Source organism: Microbacterium sp. UBA3486 (assembly GCF_002377845.1).
Classification (GTDB): domain Bacteria; phylum Actinomycetota; class Actinomycetes; order Actinomycetales; family Microbacteriaceae; genus Microbacterium; species Microbacterium maritypicum_A.
On the sequence record NZ_DFQP01000011.1, the window covers coordinates 42,571 to 56,288 of the forward strand.

A 13,718-nucleotide genomic window follows, 5' to 3' on the forward strand; every position below is an offset into this window, starting at 1 on the left:
CGCGACCGGATCGATGCCGTATGCTTGTGGGGCAGTTGTTGTCTGCATTCTTTCGCCATGCCTGGGGTCTTCCGATCGCGGCTACGGTGGCAGAGTGGGGAGAACACCCCGAGACCTCCCGGTCTCTAGGGCGGTAGCTCAATTGGCAGAGCAGCGGTCTCCAAAACCGCAGGTTGCAGGTTCGATTCCTGTCCGCCCTGCGCGTCAGCGCAACGCTGACACACGAAAGGTACATTCAGGATGGATCAGGACGAACCGCGCGGCGAGGTCGTCGCGGCCGGCGCCACCCGCGAGAAGAAGGGCAACCCCTTCTCCCGGTTCTTCGGGAGCATCGCCCTGTTCATCCGCCAGGTCATCGCCGAGCTCCGCAAGGTCGTCACCCCGACTCGCAAGGAGCTGTTCAAGTTCACCGGGGTGGTGCTCGTCTTCGTGATCATCGTCATGGGCATCGTCTACGGCTTGGACTTCGCCTTCGGGCTCTTGGCGCACTGGGTGTTCGGAATCCCTGGCTGATGACCCCCGCGGCTCGCGCCGCAGCTATGGAGAAAACAACGTGTCTGAACGATATTCCGACGACGCCGACTGGGCGACCGCCGCAGAGCAGTCCAGCGAGGAAGACGAGGCCCAGGAGGGCAACGTCCTCGCTGAGGAAGAGCTCTCGGTCACCTCGGCCGAACACGTCGCGGTCCACGTCGAAGATGAGGACGGCGAAGAGGATGACACGGCTGACATCGACATCGACATCGACGACCCGGAGGCGGACGCGATCGTGAACGACGCTCTCAACCTGGACGAAGCGGCTGAGTCTGAGGCTGCCGCTGAGGTCCTCAACGAATCAGTGGCCGAAGAGGTCGCCGAGCAGGAGGCGGAGGCGGCCGACGAGGTCACTCCCTACGACGGTCCCGAGCTCGGCGCCGACGACGCGCAGGCCGACGAGGACTCCTCGACGGACGAAGACGACGAGGACGCCGAGGAAGACCCGTACGAGGCCTTCCGCATGGACCTCCGCATGCTCCCGGGCAAGTGGTACGTCATCCACTCCTACGCCGGTTTCGAGCGCAAGGTGAAGGCCAACATCGAGCAGCGCAAGTCGACGCTCGAGGTCGAGGACGAGATCTACCAGGTCGAGGTCCCGATGGAAGACGTGGTCGAGATCAAGAACGGCCAGCGCAAGATGGTCACCCGCGTGCGCATCCCCGGCTACGTGCTGGTGCGCATGGAGCTCACGGAAGACACCTGGTCGGTCGTGCGGCACACCCCGGGTGTCACCGGCTTCGTGGGCAACGCCCACAACCCGACGCCGCTGCGCTTCGAAGAGGCCTTCAACATGCTGAAGTCGCTCGTCGAGGTCAAGGACGTCCCCACGGCCAAGAACATCGCGTCGAAGGGCGGCGTCGCCGTCGCTCGTCCGCTGCCGGCCGAGGTCGACTTCGAGGTCGGCGAGACCATCACGATCAAGGAGGGCTCGTTCGCGGGTCTTCCCGGTTCGATCAGCGAGATCAAGCCCGAGAGCGGCAAGCTCACGGTCCTCGTCTCCCTCTTCGAGCGCGAGACCCCGGTGGAGCTGTCGTTCGACCAGGTCACCAAGATGGTCTGACACCCCAGCCTCACGAGAACGGCCGTCCCTCTCGGGGCGGCCGTTCTTGCGTCGTGCAGGCGTCCGTTGCGCCGCTGAGCGGCCGTGGCCCGCAGGACTCCTCCTGATCGGGTAGACTTGTGTGGTTTGTGCGACGCTTCGGCGTGCGCGGAGACGACCACGTTCCGGAACCGCCGGATCTGTGGGAGAAGCGGATGCTCCGGCATCCGATTCGATGAAAGGAAAGAGAATGGCACCGAAGAAGAAGGTGACCGGCCTGATCAAGCTTCAGATCAACGCCGGTGCAGCCAACCCGGCGCCGCCGATCGGCCCCGCGCTCGGTCAGCATGGCGTCAACATCATGGAGTTCTGCAAGGCGTACAACGCCGCGACCGAGTCGCAGCGCGGCAACGTCATCCCCGTCGAGATCACCGTCTACGAGGACCGCAGCTTCACCTTCGTCCTGAAGACCCCGCCGGCTGCGGAGCTCATCAAGAAGGCCGCCGGCGTCCCCAAGGGCTCCGCGACCCCGCACACCGTCAAGGTCGCGAAGATCACCAAGGACCAGGTCCGTCAGATCGCCGAGACCAAGCAGGCCGACCTGAACGCGAACGACATCGAGGCCGCGATCTCGATCATCGCCGGCACCGCCCGTTCCATGGGCATCACGGTCGAGGGCTGAGGAGAATAATCATGGCTACCAAGTCCAAGGCTTACAAGGCTGCCGCCGAGAAGATCGAGGCAGACCGTTTCTACACCCCCACCGAGGCCGTCGCCCTCGCGAAGGAGACCGGCTCGACGAAGTTCGACTCGACCGTCGAGGTCGCGCTGAAGCTCGCCGTCGACCCCCGCAAGGCGGACCAGATGGTGCGCGGCACCGTCATCCTGCCCCACGGCACCGGTAAGACCGCCCGCGTCATCGTCTTCGCCACCGGCCCCGCGGCCGAGGCTGCGATCGCCGCAGGTGCCGATGAGGTCGGCGGCGCCGAGCTCATCCAGAAGGTCGCCGATGGCTGGACCAACTTCGACGCCGCTGTCTCCACCCCGGAGCTCATGGGCCAGGTCGGTCGTCTCGGAAAGGTGCTCGGACCGCGTGGTCTGATGCCGAACCCGAAGACCGGTACCGTGACTCCGAACCCGGCCAAGGCCGTCGAGGAGATCAAGGGCGGAAAGATCGAGTTCCGCGTCGACAAGCACGCCAACGTGCACTTCGTCGTCGGCAAGGCATCCTTCACCGCAGAGCAGCTGAACGAGAACATCGGCGCAGCGCTCGAGGAGATCGTCCGCCTCAAGCCGTCGAGCTCGAAGGGCCGTTACATCCAGAAGGGTGCGGTGTCGACCACGTTCGGCCCCGGCATCCCGCTGGACGTCAACTCCATCTGAGTCTGACTCTCTGAAACGCCCCCGGGTTCGCCCGGGGGCGTTTCTGCGTCCTGCTGGCGCGAGAGTGGGGTGGGGCCGCGAGAGGGCAGGCCAGCCCCGCGAAACGCAGCGTCATCGGATGCGGCGAACCGCCGAGCGCCACGTACTGTGGGGGAGTTCCCGCGTCGGTCGCGTAAACTCGCACCGCGCTTCACACCCCAGGAGGGTTCATGTCTCGTCGTCTCATCGCCGTCACCGCACTCGTCGTCGCCGCCGCAGCCCTGACCGCCTGCAGCGGGTCGAGCACGCCCGCGAGCACCTCGGGCAGTGGCGAGAGCTCCGCGAGTTCGGAGTACGGTCTCGCGAAGGACGGCACGCTCACCGTCGGAACCGAGGGCACGTATCGCCCGTTCAGCTTCCACGGCGACAACGGCGCCGGCGAGCTCACCGGATACGACGTGGAGATCATCGAAGCCGTCGCCGACAAGCTCGGCCTCGAGGTGAAGTTCGAAGAGACCCAGTGGGATGCGATCTTCGCGGGCCTCGACGCCGGACGCTTCGACGTGATCGCCAACCAGGTCACGATCAACGACGAGCGTGAGGCGAAGTACCTCTTCAGCACGCCCTACACGGTCTCGCCCGGCGTGATCGTCGTGAACGAGGATGACGACTCGATCTCGTCGTTCGCCGACCTCGAGGGCAAGACCACCGCACAGTCGCTCACGAGCAACTGGAACGACCTCGCCACCGAATCGGGTGCCAAGGTCGAGGGCGTCGAGGGCTGGGCGCAGGCCGTCGAGCTCCTGCGTCAGGGCCGCGTCGATGCGACCATCAACGACAAGCTGACGTTCCTCGACTACGAGACGACCAACAGCCCGACCGGTCTGAAGATCGCCGCCGAGACCGACGATGCCGGCGAGCAGGCCTTCGCGTTCACCAAGGACAAGGAAGCGCTCGTCACGGCGGTCGACGGGGCGCTCGACGAGCTGCGTGCGGACGGAACTCTGGCCGAGATCAGCAAGAAGTACTTCGGCGAAGACGTCTCGCAGTAATCGATGGAGAACCCCTGGCAGCTGTTCCTCGACTCGCTCGGGCCGATCGCCTGGGCGGGGCTGACGGCGACGGTGCCGCTCGCACTGGCATCGTTCGCGCTGGGACTCGTCATCGCCATCGGCATCGCGCTGATGCGGATCTCCGTGAACCCGATCCTCTCTGGCGTCGCGCGGTTCTACATCTCGGTGATCCGGGGGACGCCGCTGCTGGTGCAGCTGTTCGTGATCTTCTACGGCATGCCGTCGATCGGGATCACGATCGATCCATGGCCGAGCGCGATCATCGCGCTGTCGCTCAATGTCGGCGGCTACGGCGCCGAGGTGGTGCGTGCGGCCATCCTCTCCGTCCCGCAGGGGCAGTGGGAGGCCGCGTACACCGTGGGGATGAACCGCACGCGCACGCTCACGCGCATCATCCTGCCGCAGGCGGCGCGGGTGTCGGTGCCGCCGCTGTCGAACACGTTCATCTCCCTCGTGAAGGACACCTCGCTCGCGTCGCTGATCCTCGTGACCGAGCTGTTCAAGGTGGCCCAGCAGATCGCGTCGACGACCTACGAGTTCATGGTGCTCTACCTCGCCGCGGCGCTGGTCTACTGGGTGTTCTGCCTGGTGCTGTCGTTCGGACAGAGCGCCCTCGAGAGGAGGCTCGACAGTCGTGTCGCGCACTGACAACACTTCAGAGGCGCTGCTCACCGCCCGTGGCCTGCACAAGAGCTTCGGTGACAACGAGGTGCTCCGCGGCATCGATCTGACTCTGCACCGTGGCGAGGTCGTCGTGCTCATCGGCCCCAGCGGCTCGGGTAAGACGACCGTGCTCCGTGCGCTCAACGGGCTCGAGACACCGGACGCCGGCACGATCGTGGTCGCGGGCGGGCCGGAGATCGACTTCGCGCCGGAGGCGAGGCCTTCGCCCCGCGTCCGGAAGCAGAAGCGGCTCGCGCTGCGCGACCGCTCGGCGATGGTGTTCCAGCACCACAATCTCTTCCCGCACCTGACGGTGCTCGAGAATGTCATCGAGGGGCCGTGGCGGGTGCAGGGGCGTCCGAAGGCCGAGGTGGTGGCCGAGGCGCTCGCGCTGCTCGACCGGGTCGGTTTGGCCGACAAGGCGGATGCCCGCCCGCACCAACTCTCCGGAGGACAGCAGCAGCGCGTGGGAATCGTGCGCGCGCTCGCGCTCAAACCCGACCTGCTGCTGTTCGACGAGCCGACCAGTGCGCTCGATCCGGAACTCGTCGGCGAAGTGCTGCTCGTGATCAAGGAGCTCGCGGACGAGAACTGGACCATGGCGGTCGTCACCCACGAGCTGAGCTTCGCGCGCGAAGCCGCCGATCACGTGCTGTTCATGGACGGCGGCGTCGTCGTGGAGCAGGGGCCGCCGGCCGAGATCTTCAGCGCGCCGAAGCACGAGCGCACGAAGCGTTTCCTCACCCGCATCATGCGTCCGCTCGACGGCGTCTGATCGCGCTCGGTCCTCGCCCTGCGCGTCGATCGGTGGCAGGATGCCCTCGTGGGAACCATCGACGACTACCTGGCAGAGCTCACCACGGCGGATCGTGAGGCGATCGATCGGGTCTACGCGGTCGCGCGTCAGGAGGCGCCGGAGTCCGAGCAGGGCAAGGGCTACGGCATGCCCGCGCTCGTGCACGGCGGCAAGCCGCTGCTCTCGGTGATGCGCGCCAAGAAGCACATCGGCATCTACCCGTTCAGCCCGGATGCCGTCGCGGCCGTCGCGGACGATCTGGAGGGGCATCCCGGCGTCAGCGTCGACAAAGGCACCATCCGCTTCCAACCCGAGCATCCGATCCCACGCGCCGTGCTCGAGAGCCTCGTCCGCGCTCGGCTCGCGCAGATCGACGGAGCCTGAGGCCGCGTCAGGCACCCAGCACGGGCAGCACGAGGCTGATCGCGATCGCGATCATGATCACGGCGATCACGGCGTCGAGGATGCGCCACGACCGCGGGGTGCGCAACCAGCGCCCCAGATAGCGGGCGCCGAACCCCAGCGCCGTGAACCACAGGATGCTGGCGGCGATCGCCCCGCCCGCGAACAGCCAGCGCTCGTCGCCGTGGGTGGCCGCGATCGATCCGAGCATCAGCACGGTGTCGAGATACACGTGAGGGTTGAGCCACGTGAGTGCGAGGGTGGTGAGGACCACGGGCGCCAGACGCGTGGCGGTGAGCGTGGGGGTCGAGCCGCCCTCGCCCGATGCCGACGCGGGGACGTCGGCGGTGTCGACGTCGAGCTCTTCTCCGCCGCGCCAGGCCCGGCGTGCAGCCAGGATGCCGTAGGCCAGAAGGAACAGTGCGCCCGCCCATCGTGCGACGAACACCAGCCAGGGGGCGGCGGAGATCACGAAACCGAGTCCGGCGACACCGGCCGCGATCAGAGCCGCGTCGGAGAGGGCGCAGATGATCACGACGGCGAGGACGTGCTCGCGGCGGATCCCCTGACGCAGCACGAAGACGTTCTGCGCGCCGATGGCGACGATGAGGGAGAGACCGAGGCCGAGGCCGGCGAGAACCGTGAGCATGGATACAGCCTAGGAACGGCCGGACATCAAGAGAAGCGAAGATTTCTACCGAACCATTAGCATCGCTGATGTGCGAATCGATCCCGAACTCGCGGCCACCCTCGCCGCCATCGTCGACGAGGGGACACTGGATGCCGCCTCGAGGCGACTGCAGATCACTCCTTCCGCGGTGAGTCAGCGGTTGAAGACTCTCGAGCAGCAGCTGGGGCGCATCCTGGTCGTGCGCACCAAGCCCGCACGGCTGACGCAGGCGGGGGAGGCGGTCGTCCGTCTGGCGCGGCAGGTCGCTCTGCTGGAGCATGATGCGCTGGCCGGCGTGGGTATCGACGAGGCCGGCGCCGCGCGCAGGATCAGCATCCCCCTCGCGGTCAACGCCGACTCGATGGCGACCTGGTTCCTCACTCCGCTCGCGCGCCTGTCCGCCGCGCACGACATCGACTTCGACCTGCACCGCGATGACCAGAACTTCACCGCACGTCTCCTGGAATCGGGAACGGTGATGGCTGCCGTCACGAGCGAGGAGTCTCCGGTCTCCGGATGCTCGGTGTCACCGCTCGGGGTGCTGGAATACCGGGCGATGGCCGAGCCGGGTTTCGCGGCGCGCTGGTTCCCGGACGGGCCGACCTCGACCGCGCTGGCCGCAGCCCCGTTCGTCGACTTCGACCGGAGGGACACCCTGCAGCACGAATGGCTTCGGGCGATGGCGGTCGCGCAGGAGGGCGTTCCGCGGCACTACGTTCCCGCATCCCATGACTACGCTCTCGCCGTCACCCTGGGGCTCGGTTGGGGGATGGTGCCGTTGTTGCAGGAGTCGGCTGGGCTCGTGCCTTTGGGGGGACCGACCCTGCGCGTGCAGCTCTATTGGCAGCAGTGGAACCTGCGCTCGGAGTTGCTCGACACGATCGCCGTGGAGGTCGCCACCGAGGCCCGGCGTGTGCTCGGCGGCGCCCCGATCATTCGGCGGCGGACGAACCCGGCGTCACGCCCGAACCGAGGGCGTGCAGCAACCGGGTGAGGTTGCCGATGTCGGTGAGGCTCCACTGCTCGAGCGTGCGCAGCAGCAGGCCCTCCTGCGGCAGTCGAGCCGCTGACAACCGCTCCGTGCCGAGGGGCGTGAGCTCCAGGAGGGACGAACGGCCGTCGGCGGGGTCGGCGGTGCGTTCGATCAGACCGAGTTCCTCCAGCTCGCGCACCGTGCGGCTGACCTGTCCCTTGTCCATGAGCATCCGCTCGGACAGCGTCGACACGGTCACCCGTTCGCATCGGGCGATCGTCGTGAAGATCTTGTAGGCGCCGGGCAGCAGACCGGGGCTCACCCGATGGGCGTTCTCGGTGATGACGCGGCGGAAGTGCGTGATCAGCTCACTGAACTCCGCCTCGAGGGCGCGGACCGCTTCGGCCCGCGCCTCCGGGGTGTCGGCGTCGTTCTCAGCGTCGGGCATCGGAGGCGCCGTCTCCACGGTCACCGGCGCGGTCGACGACCGTCACGGTGCCGGTCGTCGGGGCACCGGAGAGCGCAGTCGCGTCGGCGATCGCCACGTCGACCGCGCCGTCGACGCTGTCGTCGACGGGCTTCTTCTTCGCGGCGTCCGCCTGGGCGCGCTCGGTCGTGGTCATCGTCGTCAGCGGTCGGTTCGGCAGGAACAGGATCGCGATGAGGCTGATCACCGCGAGCGGGATGCCGATCAGGAACGCGTGCGAGATGGCCTGGGCGTAGAAGTCCTCGATGATCGAGCGCACCGGTTCGGGGAGGAGGCGGACCTCCGGCAGCGTTCCGCTGGAGAGCTGTGCGGCGACTTCGGCGCCCTTGTCGCCGAGCTGGGCGATCGCTGCCCCGATGCGCTCCTTGCCGTCGCTGAACAGACCGGTGAGGCTGTTCGCGAGCACGGCGCCCATGACGGAGACGCCGATCGTGCCGCCGAGGCTGCGGAAGAAGGTCACGCCCGAGCTCGCGACGCCCATCTCGCTGGGCTTCGCGACGTTCTGCACGATGAGCACGAGATTCTGCATGGTCATGCCGACGCCCGCGCCCATCACGAACATGTAGATCGAGACGAGGACGAAGTTCGTGTCGTAGTGCAACGTGGACAGCATCACGGAGCCCGCGATCAGCAGCACCGACCCGAGGATCAGGTAGCCCTTCCACTTGCCGAAACGGGTGACGAGCTGGCCGATGACCATCGACGAGATCAGGAGGCCGGCCATCATCGGCAGGGTCATGAGCCCGGCCTCGGTCGGCGTCGCACCGCGGGAGAGCTGCATGTACTGCGCGAGGTACACCGAGGTGCCGAACATCGCGACGCCGATCGAGATCGACGCGAGCACCGAGAGGGTGAAGGTGCGGCCGCGGAACAGCGTGAGCGGGATGAGCGGCTCGCGCACCTTGAGCTCGACGATGATGAAGGCGATGGCCGAGACGATGGCGCCGCCGACCATGAGCACGGTCTCGGTGCTCCACCAGTCGAACGTCGAGCCGGCGTTGGTGATCCAGATGAGGATCAGCGAGACGGCGGCCGACAGCAGCACGATGCCGACGTAGTCGATCGACACCTTGCGGGTGCGCTCGGTGCTGATGTGCAGAGTCTTCTGCAGGATGATCAGTGCGGCCACGGCGAAGGGGAGGGCGACGAAGAAGTTCCAGCGCCAGTTGGCGACGTCGGTGATCCATCCGCCGAGCAGCGGGCCGCCCACGGTGGCGACAGCCATCACGGCACCGAACAGACCCATGTAGCGGCCGCGCTCGCGCGGGCTGATGATGTCGGCCATGATGACCTGGCTGAGAGCGGCGAGCCCACCGCCGCCGATGCCCTGGATGGCGCGGAAGGCGATGAGGGTGTTGGTGTCCTGCGCGAATCCGGCCGCAGCGGTCGCTCCGACGAAGACGATGATCGCGATCTGGATCAGCAGCTTGCGATTGAACAGGTCGGCGAGCTTGCCCCAGATCGGGGTCGAGATCGCGGTGGTGAGGAGCGTCGCCGTGATGACCCAGGTGTAGGCGGCCTGGTCGCCGCCGAGGTCGTGCACGATGACCGGCATCGAGGTGGAGACCACCGTGGTGGCGATCATCGAGACGAACATGCCGAGGAGGAGGCCGGTGAGGGCTTCGAGCACCTGGCGATGCGTCATCTTGACGGGGGAATCCGTGGTCATGCGTGACCTTTCGCAGAAGGGTGGTGGAGATGCTGCGACAGCTCTGGCGCGCACGAGATGGTTGAACTGCGTCAACTATACGCCGATCGTTGATATACGTCAACGATCTTCGAGAGGGATTCGGATCTGCGCGGGATGAGCGAATGTCGTGCGCGAAATCGCCTTGTTCTGCGGATGAGGCGGGGAGAGGATGGCGCAAACGCGCGGATGCGGGGTCGTTGAGGGGCGACCGGACGACAGGCATTCGCGTGGTTCACGAATTCCTGAGGGGGAAGCGACATGGCAACCAAGGCAACCCAGCGCAAGGTCCTGGCGGTACTGGCCGGTGGACTCGTGCTCGGCATCGGCACCGCAGTGACGCTCGCGGTCTGGAACGACTCCGAGTTCGCGAACGGCACGTTCACCGCGGGCGCATTCAATCTGCAGGGGTCCACCGACGGCACCGCGTACGCCGACCACAACTCCGCCGGCACCGCGGCGACTCTCGCCTTCACCCTGCCGGCGGGGCTCGTGGGCAACATGTCGCCGACGAGTTCGGTCTACGCCGGATTCTGGGTGCGCCTCGCAGCCGGCACCACGAGCGGAGCGAACCTCGTCGCCGACGGCACGACGGCCGACCCCGCCGCGAGTTCGAACACCGGTCATCTGTCGTACTCGATCTACCAGCTCGCACCGGGCGCCGCGTGCAACGCGGCGAGTGCCACGGGTACGCCCATCGCGACCGGAGCGACGCTCGATGTGCAGACCGGCGTGACGCAGGTTCCGCTCACGGCCGGCGGCACCTCGGCCGTGCCCGGCACAGCGGTGCAGCTGTGTTTCAAGGTGACGGCGGATGCGTCGCTCACGCCGAGCCTGGTGACCAACGCCACCTGGAAGTTCACGGCCACGTCGACGAACTGAGCATGTGATGGTCACCCGCAGAGATGTGCGGGAGAGGCGGCAGCTGCGCTCCCGTCGGCTGAGAGCCGTCCTCGCGGGCGGGCTCGTGCTCGGCATTGGCGTCGCCGCCACCCTCGCCGCCTGGAACGACTCCGAGTACGGATCCGCCAGCTTCACGGCCGGGAGATTCGACATCGTCGGAGCGGTCGACGGTTCCACGTTCTCGAGTCACGCCACCACGGGCGCGGCGGCGACCCTGAACTTCCAGCTCGCGCCCACCGCGATGGCGCCGGGGAACGCGACGTATGCGCTGTTCAGCGTGAAGACGGCGAACCCCTCGGTGGCGGGAAACCTCCAGCTGACCGCGGGAACACCCGGCGGCACGGGGCTCGCGACGTATCTCACCTACGGTGTGCGCACGATCGCGGGCACCACCTGCAACGCGACCACGTACGCGGCGGGGACGGCCGTCGTCGCGGACGGGTCGGCGCTCACCGCCGGGGGTTCGGGGACGCAGGCGGTGACGGCGAACGGTGCGGCTCAGGTCAACTACTGCTTCGCGGTCACCCTCCCGACGACGGCCCCGAACGCCGCGCAGGGACTCACGATGACGCAGACCTGGCAGCTCCTCGGAACGTCGTCGTAGGCGCGGATGGCAGGGAGGAGGACGAGATGACGACCCCCATGACGCGAAGGAGCCTGCGCGAGAAAGAGACGTCCCTCGCCGCGGTCGAACCCCACGCGACCGCGGCGAGGGTACATACCGGCATGCGGCCGGGGCGTGTGATCGGCGACGCGCTGCTCTGGATGGCCGCGGTCGCCGGTGCGATCTGCATCCTGCTCGTCGTGCTCGCCTTCACGGCGCAGATCACGCTCATCATGTTCCGCACCGGGTCGATGTCCCCGACGATCCCCGCGGGCTCCGTCGCGGTGGTGCAGCGCGTCCCGGCGACGGAGATCGAGGTCGGCGACGTCGTGACCGTCGACCGCGAAGGGGAGCTGCCGGTGACCCACCGCGTCACCACGATCGTCCGGGGAGCGAGCGCGGATGAACGCGTGATCACGATGCGTGGCGACGCGAACGCCGCAGACGATCCCTTCCCCTACCCGGTGACATCGGTGCGGAAGGTGCTGTTCTCCGTTCCCGGTATCGCGCTCGTCGTCGCGGGCATGGGGAACCCGATCGTGCTGGGAGCTCTGACAGTTGCGGCGACGTCGCTGGTCGTCTGGGCGTTCTGGCCGCGCGGGCAGCATCGGTCCGGGCGCGATCCCGACGGGAACGGGCCATGAGGCGCGCGCTCGCCGTCGTCCTGCTCGCCGTCCTCGCGGTCACGATGCCGGTGGTCACGATGCCGACGGCCGCGTGGGGCGCGCCGACGACGCAGATCATCCAGGGGTCGGTCCTGCGCCTCGTCTCGATCGCGGACTGGACGGCAGCCGGCAGCCTGCTGCCGGGACAGCCGGTGGAATGGGACATCGCGGTGAGTGCCGATGCCCCGGATCCGGGGGTCGTGCGGATCGCGGTCAGCGCGACGGGTGATGCACAGCTGCTCCTCGACGTCTCCCTGTGCCTGCAGGAATGGACCGACGCCGGATGTCCCCATGGTGCCGCCACGCTTCGCACGGCGTGGAGCATCCCGCGCGACGGGGTCGAGATCCCGCTCGCACAGGTCGCCGACACCGAGACGGCGCATCTTCGCCTCGCGATCTTCCTGGATCCCTCCGGGGGTGCGGGCGCGGGCAGTACCGATGTGCGCGTGCACGCGCAGGGGGCGGGCGAGACGGTGATCGTGGGGTCGGACGGCGGCCTCGCGACGACGGGGCTGCCACCGGGCATGCCGTGGGCGGTCATGGCCGGCTCGGCGCTGGTGGCGTCGGGCATCGCACTCGCGGGTCGGCCTCGACGCGCGACGTCAGAGACGCGGAGTCGACGATGAGGCGGCCGACGCGCGCACGCATCCTGGCAGGGGCCCTCGGCCTCGTCGTGCTCGTCGGCGTCGCCTCGACGCCCGCTGTGCAGGTCACCGACGCCGCATTCACCGACAGCGAGTATGCGACGCGCACGTTCACCGCAGCGACCCTGGCCACCCCCGTGGTCACCTCGTGCACGGTGACGAGCTTCCTCGGCACGTTCACCGGCTTCACGATCACGTGGACATCGCCCTACCTGACCGTGCAGCAGCGGCTGTCGATCAACAACGTCGTCGTCGACAACAGCAACGTTACGCAGAGCGGATCCGGCCCCTACACCTACTCGTCCACGATCAGCTCCGGATTGCTGAACACGCTGCTGGGGAGTCTTCTCGGATCGTCCAATGCGGTGAAGGTCGAGACGATCTACGCCGGAACGTCGTGGGTCTCACCGGCCGCGACACGCACGCTCTCGGTCGGTGGTCTGCTCGGTCTCGGTGGCAACAACACCTGCACGTGAGGCCCGGCTCGGCCCCGGCGGGGGTCGGATCAGTCGGCGAGGGCCAGCGCGCGGAACGCGTCGCGTTCACGGAGCTGCTCGCGCCGGCTCGCGGCGGCATCCATCACCCGGCTCGGAACCTGCTGGCCGGTGGTGCGTCGGTAGAGCTCATCGATGAGGTCCGTGGCGAGGCCGACGAGCTTCGCGATCTCGCGGTCGTCGCGGTCGATCCACACGCAGCGCGGCTCATCGTGGATCGGGGCGAAGTCGACGTGCTCTTCCCAGACGAACAGGGTCCGCTCGGCGCCGAGCACGTGCTGCTGCCACCACACCTGACGGAGGTAGGTGCGCGGGATGCCCCGGAACGCCTTGTTCGTGGTCTTGATCTCGGCGAGCTTCACGCGTCCGTCGGCGTCGACCGCGATGCCGTCGGGGGTGGCCAGGTGCCGGTGCTCGACCTCGGCGCGGAACAGTGCGGAGGAGGGGAGGATGCCATGGGTGGCCGCGACCCATGCCGCGATCTCGGGCTCGCGTCGTCGACCATGATCGGTGTAGGCGTTGCCGCCGAAGCGGGGTCCGCCGCCGAGCTTGGAGTCGGCCGCGCGGGCGATCGACTTCTCCGAGGTGAGACCTGCCACGTCGGTGGCCGTGATGCCCCGCGAGCGGGCTCGCAACCATGCCACGCGGTCGCGGGAGTCCGCGACGATGCGTGCAGAGAGTTCCGGTGTCACCCTTCGAGCCTAACCCCGCGCGCCGAC

Annotated in this window: 18 protein-coding genes and 1 tRNA gene; 15 read left to right on the forward strand and 4 right to left on the reverse strand. The window is 67.8% G+C overall.

Annotated features, from left to right (window positions below; all coding sequences use genetic code 11):
- Nucleotides 1–127: 127 nt before the first annotated feature.
- The 9 genes from B2869_RS01410 to B2869_RS01450 all read left to right on the forward strand — a co-directional run bounded on the left by B2869_RS01410 (nt 128) and on the right by B2869_RS01450 (nt 5,854).
- Nucleotides 128–200 (forward strand) — tRNA-Trp (locus B2869_RS01410).
- 40 nt (nt 201–240) lie between these two features.
- The gene (gene secE / locus B2869_RS01415; protein ID WP_021201065.1) at nt 241–513 is read left to right on the forward strand and encodes a preprotein translocase subunit SecE; all 273 of its coding nucleotides are present in this window, start codon (nt 241–243) and stop codon (nt 511–513) included.
- A gap of 40 nt (nt 514–553) precedes the next feature.
- Nucleotides 554–1,597 carry a transcription termination/antitermination protein NusG gene (gene nusG / locus B2869_RS01420; protein ID WP_021201064.1) on the forward strand — a complete coding sequence of 348 codons (1,044 nt, stop codon included), beginning with the start codon at nt 554–556 and terminating at the stop codon, nt 1,595–1,597.
- A gap of 229 nt (nt 1,598–1,826) precedes the next feature.
- Complete coding sequence (gene rplK, locus B2869_RS01425) at nt 1,827–2,258, forward strand: 50S ribosomal protein L11 (protein WP_017829145.1); 432 nt, start codon at nt 1,827–1,829, stop codon at nt 2,256–2,258.
- Nucleotides 2,259–2,269: 11 nt separating this feature from the next.
- On the forward strand, nt 2,270–2,959 hold the full coding sequence (gene rplA / locus B2869_RS01430; protein ID WP_021201063.1) for a 50S ribosomal protein L1: 690 nt from the start codon (nt 2,270–2,272) through the stop codon (nt 2,957–2,959).
- Nucleotides 2,960–3,168: 209 nt separating this feature from the next.
- Nucleotides 3,169–3,990 carry an amino acid ABC transporter substrate-binding protein gene (locus B2869_RS01435; RefSeq protein WP_292761862.1) on the forward strand — a complete coding sequence of 274 codons (822 nt, stop codon included), beginning with the start codon at nt 3,169–3,171 and terminating at the stop codon, nt 3,988–3,990.
- A 3-nt stretch (nt 3,991–3,993) separates the two neighbouring features.
- The gene (locus tag B2869_RS01440) at nt 3,994–4,659 is read left to right on the forward strand and encodes an amino acid ABC transporter permease (protein WP_292761864.1); all 666 of its coding nucleotides are present in this window, start codon (nt 3,994–3,996) and stop codon (nt 4,657–4,659) included.
- The gene (locus B2869_RS01445; RefSeq protein ID WP_292761866.1) at nt 4,646–5,449 is read left to right on the forward strand and encodes an amino acid ABC transporter ATP-binding protein; all 804 of its coding nucleotides are present in this window, start codon (nt 4,646–4,648) and stop codon (nt 5,447–5,449) included. Before B2869_RS01440 ends, B2869_RS01445 begins: the two co-directional genes overlap by 14 nt.
- Before the next feature lie 48 nt (nt 5,450–5,497).
- Complete coding sequence (locus B2869_RS01450) at nt 5,498–5,854, forward strand: iron chaperone (protein WP_292761868.1); 357 nt, start codon at nt 5,498–5,500, stop codon at nt 5,852–5,854.
- A 7-nt stretch (nt 5,855–5,861) separates the two neighbouring features.
- On the opposite strand, the gene B2869_RS01455 is transcribed toward B2869_RS01450, so the two are convergent.
- Entirely contained in the window at nt 5,862–6,521 is a 660-nt protein-coding gene (locus B2869_RS01455; RefSeq protein WP_292761870.1) for a LysE/ArgO family amino acid transporter, read from the reverse strand.
- Nucleotides 6,522–6,591: 70 nt separating this feature from the next.
- Between B2869_RS01455 and B2869_RS01460 the strand changes: the two genes are divergently transcribed.
- Nucleotides 6,592–7,536: a LysR family transcriptional regulator ArgP gene (locus tag B2869_RS01460; protein ID WP_292761872.1), complete on the forward strand. Its 945-nt coding sequence runs from the start codon at nt 6,592–6,594 to the stop codon at nt 7,534–7,536.
- Here the strand turns inward: B2869_RS01460 and B2869_RS01465 are convergent.
- Both B2869_RS01465 and B2869_RS01470 read right to left on the reverse strand, forming a co-directional pair.
- On the reverse strand, nt 7,475–7,963 hold the full coding sequence (locus B2869_RS01465; protein WP_292761874.1) for a MarR family winged helix-turn-helix transcriptional regulator: 489 nt from the start codon (nt 7,961–7,963) through the stop codon (nt 7,475–7,477). The two genes, B2869_RS01460 and B2869_RS01465, sit on opposite strands and share 62 nt — an antisense overlap.
- Complete coding sequence (locus B2869_RS01470) at nt 7,950–9,671, reverse strand: MDR family MFS transporter (protein ID WP_292761876.1); 1,722 nt, start codon at nt 9,669–9,671, stop codon at nt 7,950–7,952. Before B2869_RS01470 ends, B2869_RS01465 begins: the two co-directional genes overlap by 14 nt.
- A gap of 279 nt (nt 9,672–9,950) precedes the next feature.
- Here B2869_RS01470 and B2869_RS01475 point away from each other — a divergent pair, with 279 nt between their 5' ends.
- The 5 genes from B2869_RS01475 to B2869_RS01495 are packed head-to-tail and all read left to right on the forward strand — an operon-like array spanning nt 9,951 to nt 12,981.
- The gene (locus B2869_RS01475; RefSeq protein ID WP_292761878.1) at nt 9,951–10,571 is read left to right on the forward strand and encodes a SipW-dependent-type signal peptide-containing protein; all 621 of its coding nucleotides are present in this window, start codon (nt 9,951–9,953) and stop codon (nt 10,569–10,571) included.
- Between the two features lie 7 nt (nt 10,572–10,578).
- Nucleotides 10,579–11,196, forward strand: a complete 618-nt coding sequence (locus B2869_RS01480; protein ID WP_292761880.1) for a SipW-dependent-type signal peptide-containing protein — start codon at nt 10,579–10,581, stop codon at nt 11,194–11,196.
- Between the two features lie 26 nt (nt 11,197–11,222).
- A complete protein-coding gene (locus B2869_RS01485; RefSeq protein ID WP_292761882.1) occupies nt 11,223–11,840 on the forward strand; it encodes a signal peptidase I in 618 nt (205 codons plus the stop codon).
- On the forward strand, nt 11,837–12,487 hold the full coding sequence (locus B2869_RS01490) for a hypothetical protein (RefSeq protein WP_292761884.1): 651 nt from the start codon (nt 11,837–11,839) through the stop codon (nt 12,485–12,487). The genes B2869_RS01485 and B2869_RS01490 overlap by 4 nt, the downstream gene beginning before the upstream one ends.
- Nucleotides 12,484–12,981 carry a hypothetical protein gene (locus tag B2869_RS01495; protein ID WP_167255645.1) on the forward strand — a complete coding sequence of 166 codons (498 nt, stop codon included), beginning with the start codon at nt 12,484–12,486 and terminating at the stop codon, nt 12,979–12,981. Before B2869_RS01490 ends, B2869_RS01495 begins: the two co-directional genes overlap by 4 nt.
- Before the next feature lie 29 nt (nt 12,982–13,010).
- On the opposite strand, the gene B2869_RS01500 is transcribed toward B2869_RS01495, so the two are convergent.
- A complete protein-coding gene (locus B2869_RS01500) occupies nt 13,011–13,691 on the reverse strand; it encodes a YqaJ viral recombinase family protein (protein ID WP_029267314.1) in 681 nt (226 codons plus the stop codon).
- Nucleotides 13,692–13,718: the final 27 nt, after the last annotated feature.

Coding starts and splice junctions, on each gene's coding strand:
- secE (WP_021201065.1), top strand. CDS start 241: ATGGATCAGGACGAACCGCGCGGCGAGGTCGTCGCGGCCGGCGCCACC.
- rplK (WP_017829145.1), top strand. CDS start 1,827: ATGGCACCGAAGAAGAAGGTGACCGGCCTGATCAAGCTTCAGATCAAC.
- rplA (WP_021201063.1), top strand. CDS start 2,270: ATGGCTACCAAGTCCAAGGCTTACAAGGCTGCCGCCGAGAAGATCGAG.
- B2869_RS01435 (WP_292761862.1), top strand. CDS start 3,169: ATGTCTCGTCGTCTCATCGCCGTCACCGCACTCGTCGTCGCCGCCGCA.
- B2869_RS01440 (WP_292761864.1), top strand. CDS start 3,994: ATGGAGAACCCCTGGCAGCTGTTCCTCGACTCGCTCGGGCCGATCGCC.
- B2869_RS01455 (WP_292761870.1), bottom strand. CDS start 6,521: ATGCTCACGGTTCTCGCCGGCCTCGGCCTCGGTCTCTCCCTCATCGTC.
- B2869_RS01465 (WP_292761874.1), bottom strand. CDS start 7,963: ATGCCCGACGCTGAGAACGACGCCGACACCCCGGAGGCGCGGGCCGAA.
- B2869_RS01470 (WP_292761876.1), bottom strand. CDS start 9,671: ATGACCACGGATTCCCCCGTCAAGATGACGCATCGCCAGGTGCTCGAA.
- B2869_RS01475 (WP_292761878.1), top strand. CDS start 9,951: ATGGCAACCAAGGCAACCCAGCGCAAGGTCCTGGCGGTACTGGCCGGT.
- B2869_RS01480 (WP_292761880.1), top strand. CDS start 10,579: ATGGTCACCCGCAGAGATGTGCGGGAGAGGCGGCAGCTGCGCTCCCGT.
- B2869_RS01485 (WP_292761882.1), top strand. CDS start 11,223: ATGACGACCCCCATGACGCGAAGGAGCCTGCGCGAGAAAGAGACGTCC.
- B2869_RS01490 (WP_292761884.1), top strand. CDS start 11,837: ATGAGGCGCGCGCTCGCCGTCGTCCTGCTCGCCGTCCTCGCGGTCACG.
- B2869_RS01495 (WP_167255645.1), top strand. CDS start 12,484: ATGAGGCGGCCGACGCGCGCACGCATCCTGGCAGGGGCCCTCGGCCTC.